Annotated in this window: 8 protein-coding genes and 2 pseudogenes; 8 read left to right on the top strand and 2 right to left on the bottom strand. The window is 65.7% G+C overall.

Annotated features, from left to right (window positions below; genetic code table 11):
- Positions 1-211: 211 nt before the first annotated feature.
- The 3 genes and pseudogenes from AB0J16_RS49685 to AB0J16_RS49675 all read left to right on the top strand — a co-directional run.
- Positions 212-853: an RICIN domain-containing protein gene (locus AB0J16_RS49685; RefSeq protein WP_358553321.1), complete on the top strand. Its 642-nt coding sequence runs from the start codon at positions 212-214 to the stop codon at positions 851-853.
- A 203-nt stretch (positions 854-1,056) separates the two neighbouring features.
- A complete protein-coding gene (locus AB0J16_RS49680) occupies positions 1,057-1,521 on the top strand; it encodes a tyrosine-type recombinase/integrase (protein WP_358553319.1) in 465 nt (154 codons plus the stop codon).
- A 422-nt stretch (positions 1,522-1,943) separates the two neighbouring features.
- Positions 1,944-2,030, top strand: a pseudogene (locus AB0J16_RS49675) (zinc finger domain-containing protein); the annotation flags it as partial.
- A 76-nt stretch (positions 2,031-2,106) separates the two neighbouring features.
- Here the strand turns inward: AB0J16_RS49675 and AB0J16_RS49670 are convergent.
- A pseudogene (locus AB0J16_RS49670) lies at positions 2,107-3,171 on the bottom strand (MFS transporter); the annotation flags it as partial.
- Positions 3,172-3,268: 97 nt separating this feature from the next.
- On the opposite strand from AB0J16_RS49670, the gene AB0J16_RS49665 reads away from it, so the two are divergent.
- The 4 genes from AB0J16_RS49665 to AB0J16_RS49650 all read left to right on the top strand — a co-directional run bounded on the left by AB0J16_RS49665 (position 3,269) and on the right by AB0J16_RS49650 (position 5,703).
- Entirely contained in the window at positions 3,269-4,171 is a 903-nt protein-coding gene (locus AB0J16_RS49665; RefSeq protein ID WP_358553317.1) for a LysR family transcriptional regulator, read from the top strand.
- A gap of 34 nt (positions 4,172-4,205) precedes the next feature.
- The gene (locus tag AB0J16_RS49660; RefSeq protein ID WP_358553325.1) at positions 4,206-4,382 is read left to right on the top strand and encodes a helix-turn-helix domain-containing protein; all 177 of its coding nucleotides are present in this window, start codon (positions 4,206-4,208) and stop codon (positions 4,380-4,382) included.
- Between the two features lie 283 nt (positions 4,383-4,665).
- The gene (locus AB0J16_RS49655) at positions 4,666-4,950 is read left to right on the top strand and encodes a hypothetical protein (RefSeq protein ID WP_358553315.1); all 285 of its coding nucleotides are present in this window, start codon (positions 4,666-4,668) and stop codon (positions 4,948-4,950) included.
- Between the two features lie 225 nt (positions 4,951-5,175).
- Positions 5,176-5,703, top strand: a complete 528-nt coding sequence (locus AB0J16_RS49650) for an EF-hand domain-containing protein (protein ID WP_358553313.1) — start codon at positions 5,176-5,178, stop codon at positions 5,701-5,703.
- 104 nt (positions 5,704-5,807) lie between these two features.
- On the opposite strand, the gene AB0J16_RS49645 is transcribed toward AB0J16_RS49650, so the two are convergent.
- Positions 5,808-5,951 (bottom strand): hypothetical protein, encoded by a 144-nt coding sequence (locus AB0J16_RS49645; RefSeq protein WP_358553311.1) that lies wholly within the window; start codon positions 5,949-5,951, stop codon positions 5,808-5,810.
- A gap of 143 nt (positions 5,952-6,094) precedes the next feature.
- On the opposite strand from AB0J16_RS49645, the gene AB0J16_RS49640 reads away from it, so the two are divergent.
- Complete coding sequence (locus AB0J16_RS49640) at positions 6,095-6,400, top strand: hypothetical protein (protein WP_358553309.1); 306 nt, start codon at positions 6,095-6,097, stop codon at positions 6,398-6,400.
- Positions 6,401-6,408: the final 8 nt, after the last annotated feature.

The raw sequence follows: 6,408 nt of genomic DNA, 5'->3' as shown, positions 1-6,408 counted from the left end.
GACGGGGCCTTAGACAAGTCCGATCCTCCCAGTTCAAGGGCACTTTTCTTATGTGAACGATCAGGTCGGCTCAAATTCGCCGTGAAAGCCGCAGGTTAGGACCCGCCGATCTTGAGCACTTCCCCCTCCCTGAGCTGGAGATCCACTCCAGAGGCGATTGTTGACTCGGCACTACAGACCCTCGGGCGACGCGTGCGTGTAGCGGTTGAACGTGGTCGAGGTCGACGAAGCGGGTATCCGGCCTGGCCTTGCCCGAATCACTGCCATACCCGCGATATACCGCCCCTCGCTAGCGTCAGCGGCGTCAACAACCCGCATGTGGCAGACGCTTCTTGCTGCCCAACCGGCAGCATCCAAAATCGCCGCGATATCCCCAAGGAGAACGATGGATTCCCGTGCCATCATCCGAGCCGCAGCAGTGGCAGCAGCTGTGATCACCATGACTGTCGCCACACCGGCTGCCGCCGAACGGCAATCGGGATCGTCGCAGCTGTCCAGCAAGTTAACGTTCCCGGAAATTAAGCACGTGCAGAGCGGTAAGTGCCTCGCCGCGAGCGTCTCCCTAGGCGTCAAACTCAGAGACTGCAACGGAACCGACTACCAGAGGTGGTACACGGAGTCGACGATGAATGGTGTGACCATCGTTCACCTGCAGAGCCGCAAGTGCCTCGACGGGAGCGTCGAGAAGGGCATCAGACTCGTCGACTGCAGGGGAAACTTGTACCAGCGGTGGTACACGTACGATTCGGGCACTGTTCCGAATCTGCAGAACGGTAAGTGCCTCGCCGCGAGCGTCTCCCTAGGCGTCAAACTCAGAGACTGCAACGGAACCAACTACCAGAAGTGGTCCTGACCAGGGTCATGTGGATCAGTGCGGGCGTGCGCGGGCCGCGCGGCGGCGCGGAGCGTGGCCTTGACGTCGGCCAAGGCATACCGCCTAATGCGTGGCGTCCTCAACACCGCCGTTGAGGACGAGCTGAGCAAGAAGGATCCGCGCAAGATCAAGAATGCTGGGGTGGAGCGACCGGAGGAACAGCCCGTGCTGACCGTGCCCAGGTGTTCGCGCTTGCTTCAGCCGTGCCGCCTCGCTTCCGTGCCCTGGTGCTCCTCGCGACTTTCGGCGGTCCGAGGTGGGGTGAGCCGACGGCTCTGCGGCGGCACACCCTTGACCTCGACGCGCGGGCGGTCAGGATCGAGGAATCGGTCGCCGAGATGAAGACGGGCGAGCTCGTGACGGGACGCCCCAAGACCGATGCGGGCGTGCGGGTCGTGTCGCTGCCGGAGGTCATCATCAGCGACCTGGCGTGGCACCTTCGGCGCTTCAGCCAGGCCAAACCTGATGGCCTGGCCTTCGTCGGCGAGCACGGCGCTCACCTCCGGTGTAGCGCCTTCACGCATTTCTGGGCCAAGGCGATCAAGAAGGCGAACGTCCCGGCAATTCACGTTCACGATCTTCGTCGGGTGACGGGAATCGAACCCGTGCTCTCAGCTTGGGAACTCTTTCAAGATCACAAAAGGTGAAAACAAGGGGCGTGCTGAACTGGGCCGATGCCGGTCGAGCGACCGTGCGTTCCCACGACTCCCCGTTGATCGCCGTCCGAACGGGCACGCAGTGGGCACGCCTGGCGGACGCCGCGGGGGCCAAGATCTTGGCATGCTCACTCGGACTCAGAGGTGCCGGGCCTGCCGTGCGAAGGGCCGGCGGTCGTTGCGTAAGAGCCGCGCCGACAGTGAACGCCTATCGAGAGTGCGGCTGTCACTCCGCCGAAGGTCGCTTGCTTGAGTGCTCGAGGAGCGCCGCGTAATGGCAATCATCATGGGCTGCGTCAGCCCGCACGTCGCCCCTCCGAAGCCGTACGCCCACCGGCTGGAATAGCTTCCCGCCCGGCCACAACATGGCGATCGTGGTGCTGTACCTGATCGGCGGGCACGACCTGCGCTACTCCCGCTGCGGCACCCCGATCAGGCGCGTTCCTTTCATGAAGCGGTCGTCCTACCCCTGCCCGAGATGCCAGCGGCGGCCGCGCTGACCACGGCGAGCGCCGCTCCCACCCACATCACCGCGGATATCGACGCTCCGTCCACGACCCGGCCGCCGATGAATGAGCCGAGCGCGATGGAGACGTTGAAGGCGCCGACGAAGAGCGCCGTGCCCATTTCGCCGCCGCCCGACCGCATGATCCAGAGCTGCAGGGTCACTCCTACGCCGCCGTAGCCCAGGCCCCACACCACGAGCACGATCAGGGGCAGGCCGATCAGGGGCAGCGCCGCCGTGGAGAGTGCCATGAGCACGGCCAGCGTGACCAGGACCGGCTTGGGGTTCCTGGCCGCCCATGCGCCAGCCGCGAAGTTGCCGGCCACGCCCGCGGCGCCGTACATGAGGAGGGCGGCGCTGACGAGGGCGGGACCGGCGTGCGAGACCTGCTCCAGGAACGGCCGGACGTAGGTGTAGGCCGCGAAGTGGCCGGACACGATCAAGACGGTGAGGACCAGGACGATCTTGAGCGGGCCGGAGAGCCGCACGAGCCGCCCCTCCGACGCGCGAGCCGTGGCCTCCCGGGGCAACGGCTCGGACGCGCGGGCTCGGGGATCGCCGGGTAGGGGCGGTAGGGTGATAGCGAGTAGCGCGAGTAGGGCCAGGGCCAGCACCCCCATGGCGATGAACGCGGTCCGCCACCCCGCGAACGACGAGATGAACGTCGCCACGGGCACCCCCAATACCGACGCCACCGACACCCCGGCCAAGATGATCGACGTGGCTCGCCCGACGGACCCTTCGGGCACCAGTCGCAGGCCGAGTCCGGCCGCGAAGGCCCAGAACCCGCCGATGCTTACCCCGGTCAGCACCCGGGCGGCCAGCATGACGGGGTAGTTCGGCGCGAACGCGCCCGCGAGATTGGCCACCGCCAGCAGTGCCATCAGCCCCAGTAGCGTGACGCGCCGGTCGAGCCGTCGGGTGGTGATCGCCAGCACGGGCGCGGAGACGGCGGCGACCAGTCCGGGCGCCGACATCATCAGCCCGGCCATCCCGTCGGAGACACCGAGGGTGGCGGCGATCGAGGTCAGCAGGCCAACGGGCAGCATCTCGCTGGTCACGATGGTGAAGGTGCCCACCGCGACCGAAAACACGGCGAACCAGCGCGCCCGGGTGGCGGCAGAAACATCAGTCATGGTCATGAATGCCAGCTTTCTGCCGGCCACCAGCGGGAACAATGGCGGAAGTCGAAGGCTTGGTTTAGGTGGACTAAGCGATCCGATGGAGGTGGGGATGGAATTCAGGGAGCTGGAGTGCTTCGTCGTACTCAGTGAGGAGCTGCACTTCGCGCGTACAGCCGAGCGTCTCTACCTGTCACCTGGCCGGGTGAGCCAGCTCATGCGCTCGCTGGAGACCAGGCTCGGCGGCCGGCTCTTCCACCGGACCAGCAGGCGCGTGCGCCTCACGCCCCTGGGCGAACGTTTCCTGGCTGATCTGCGCCCCTCCTACGACGGCCTCGCGAACGCGGTCAGCCGGGCCAAGGCGGCAGCCCGCGAGGTGACAGGCGTGATCAGGCTCGGCTTTTTCGCCACCCCCACAGACGTCGTCATCGGCAGCGTGCGTGCCTTCGAGCGCCAGTACCCGGAGTGCGAGGTCGAGCTGGTGGAGATCCCGCTCTCCGACCCTTTTGGCAAGTTGCGGGTCGGGCAGGTGGACATCGCGTTCACGCTGCTCCCGGTGGACGAGCCCGATCTGGCTACGAGCGAAGGGCTGAACCGGGTCTCGTACCAGCTCGGCCTCTCCTCGCGCCACTCGTGGGCCGCTCGTGCGAGTATCGGCGCGGAGGAGCTGGCCGACCTGTCCCTGATCGGCCTGGACGGCCCGGCTCCGCGCGCGTGGCGCGAGCGTGTGACACCGTCCGCAACCCCTTCCGGCCGGCCCATTCCCCTGGCCGGTACGGTGGCCACCAGCCAGGAGGGTCTGACTCAGGTGGCGCTCAACCGGGGCGGCATGTTGTTCTGCACTCCGACGGCGGCTCACCACGGGCGCCCGGACGTCCGCTTCGTTCCCGTCGCGGGGTTGCCTCCCTCGATCCTCGGCCTGGCTTGGGTGAAGGCGGCGGAGACTGCGGCGATCCGTGCGTTCAACGAAGCGGCTGTCGGGCACGCACTCGGGGCAGCGGCCCTGGTGGCATAAGACATAGCGGGCAACAAAGTGCCGCGAAGCGTACATCCGCGGATTTCAGCTCGCCGAGTTCCGTCAGGCCGCCAGTGTCACCCAGGCTGAACTCGCCAACACCTTGGGAGTCAACCAAGCTCGCGTCTCCAAGATTGAACACGGCGAGGTATCCGGCATCGACGTCGTGCGAGAGTACATCGCCGCGATCGGGGGCACTTGGATCTCGTAGCTGCACTCGGCGACCGAACCTGGAAAGTCGCCTGAGGGGGCGCGCCGATCTGCGGCCAAGTAGTTCAGAGCTTCGACGGCCCCGACACGAGCCCCTACCTGGGCTTTCCCATGAGAGCGGGTGACGGGAATCGAACCCGCGCTGTCAGCTTGGGAACTGCAAGGATCTCGGCTCGTAGGGGCGCTGACCTGCGACTGGGGACGGTCCTGAGTGACCGTGGTTGACCCCTCGTTACTCTCCTTAATGGCACGCTAATGGCACGACCTTAGGCGAGGATGTGGGGATGAACGAGCAGGTCGCGGCCGAGCTCGCCGAGGAGTATCTGGCCCGCTGGCGTCGCGTTGCCATCTACGCGGAGCTTGCCGTCATGGAAGAGAACGGGGACAAGGACTGGGAGAACATCGTCGGGCGGGACGGCAACGAGTACAAGGTCCTCACCTACGTCGTTCGCGACGCCGACGAACACCTCCGAATGATCGTGGCAGTGAGCGATAGACGACGCCGGTCAACCGACGCTCCATTTACACGTGACCAGATAATCCGATCGGACGGCACCTACGTCGAGTAGCGCAGGTCGCCCACCCCGCCCGCCTGATCATCCGCAACGTCTGCCGTCGACCCGCGGCGGCCGGGGCGATTCTCTGGTCCTTGTTAACCCGGTCCTTCGGATGACGATTTCCTACGTCACGAACCAGAGCCTCCACGCTAAGTAACAGATTCGTCACTTAAATGAGTATGGTCGCGATTAGTGATCTCTCGAAAACATTGAGTCTCCCGAAGAGCGGAGGCGGATGTGGCCAGCGAGTTCCAGCGTAGAAAGGTCGGCAGAGTCTTCCGGGCAATGGATGTGGACGGCGACGGCCGACTGACCCAGGCCGACTTCCAGGCGCTCGCCCATCGCTGGATGGCCGTCGGGGGATCCGTCGACCCAGAGCGACTGGCCTCCATCATGACCGGTTGGTGGCCGGTACTCCGAGCCGCCTCCGACCCCGGCGGCGACGACGCCGTCTCCCTCGACGAGGTGCTTCGCGTCGTGGAAAGACTCGGTGACATGACCGACGCGGTCTCCGGCACTGCCGACGCGATGTTCGAGGCCATCGACCTCAACGGCGACGGCCTCATCTCCTGTTCGGAATACGGCGCGCTCATCGAGACGTGGAACGGGGCGCCCTCAGCGACCGATGAGATCTTCCCGCGCCTCGACCTGGACGATGACGGCCACCTCACCCGCGAGGAGTTCCGCATCCACTGGACAGAGTTCTGGGCCGGCGACGACCCGGACGCTCCCGGAACCTACGTATTCGGCGCGCTGGTCGAATAGCCCGAAGGTGGCGTCATCAGTGAGGCCGTGGAGCGCACCGAACGCCGGGGCGTTCCGCTATGGCAGGACTTTGTCGCAGGTAGAGGGTGCGACACTGCGCAGGTTCAGCTCCGGCCGTTGTTCCACGCCGTGTCGTCGATGGCGACGCGCGGCCCGATCAGGCCGATGATCAGATATCCCGCAAGCCGCCACAGGACATTCCGCTCCTCCGGGGCGTCATCCTCGCCCCCGGCGAACTCCAGGACCAACGTCTGGTCCTTGCCGAGGCGCCGAGGATCGGGAGATGATTCTCGGACCGCCCAAGTTCAAGGCCGGCAAGCGCGTGATCGGTATCCCGGAGGCCCATCCTGCCGGAGTTGCGCGAACGTGCGCGCCGCGATGATCTATCAGCATGCGGTGCGCGGGGCGGACCCAGGCCATCACGCAAGCGCTCGACAAGCACCTGATCGGGAACGAACGGGCACGCGGTGACGGCGAGGACGACCCGCTTGGCGTACTGGTACGCTGGGTGATCACCGACCCTAAAACACGCCAATGGCACGAGAAGCTCAACAAGCTCGAGCAAGATCAAGGCTCAGATCCTGAAAATGCCGGTTGGCCTGGGCTTTCTGTGGATCGGGTGACGGGAATCGAACCCGCGCTGTCAGCTTGGGAATTGCAGGGATCTTGGCTCGTAGAGCCGCTGAGCTGCGGCTGAGGCCGGTC

It is taken from the genome of Nonomuraea sp. NPDC049750 (assembly GCF_040659625.1).
Taxonomy (GTDB): Bacteria; Actinomycetota; Actinomycetes; order Streptosporangiales; family Streptosporangiaceae; genus Nonomuraea.
Note: the sequence above shows the minus strand (reverse complement) of the source record. Positions and strands in the feature narration are given on the sequence as shown.

Bases quoted from the DNA above. Each gene is read 5' to 3' on its own strand.
- AB0J16_RS49665 (WP_358553317.1), top strand. From the start codon at position 3,269: ATGGAATTCAGGGAGCTGGAGTGCTTCGTCGTACTCAGTGAGGAGCTG.
- AB0J16_RS49655 (WP_358553315.1), top strand. From the start codon at position 4,666: ATGAACGAGCAGGTCGCGGCCGAGCTCGCCGAGGAGTATCTGGCCCGC.
- AB0J16_RS49640 (WP_358553309.1), top strand. From the start codon at position 6,095: ATGCGGTGCGCGGGGCGGACCCAGGCCATCACGCAAGCGCTCGACAAG.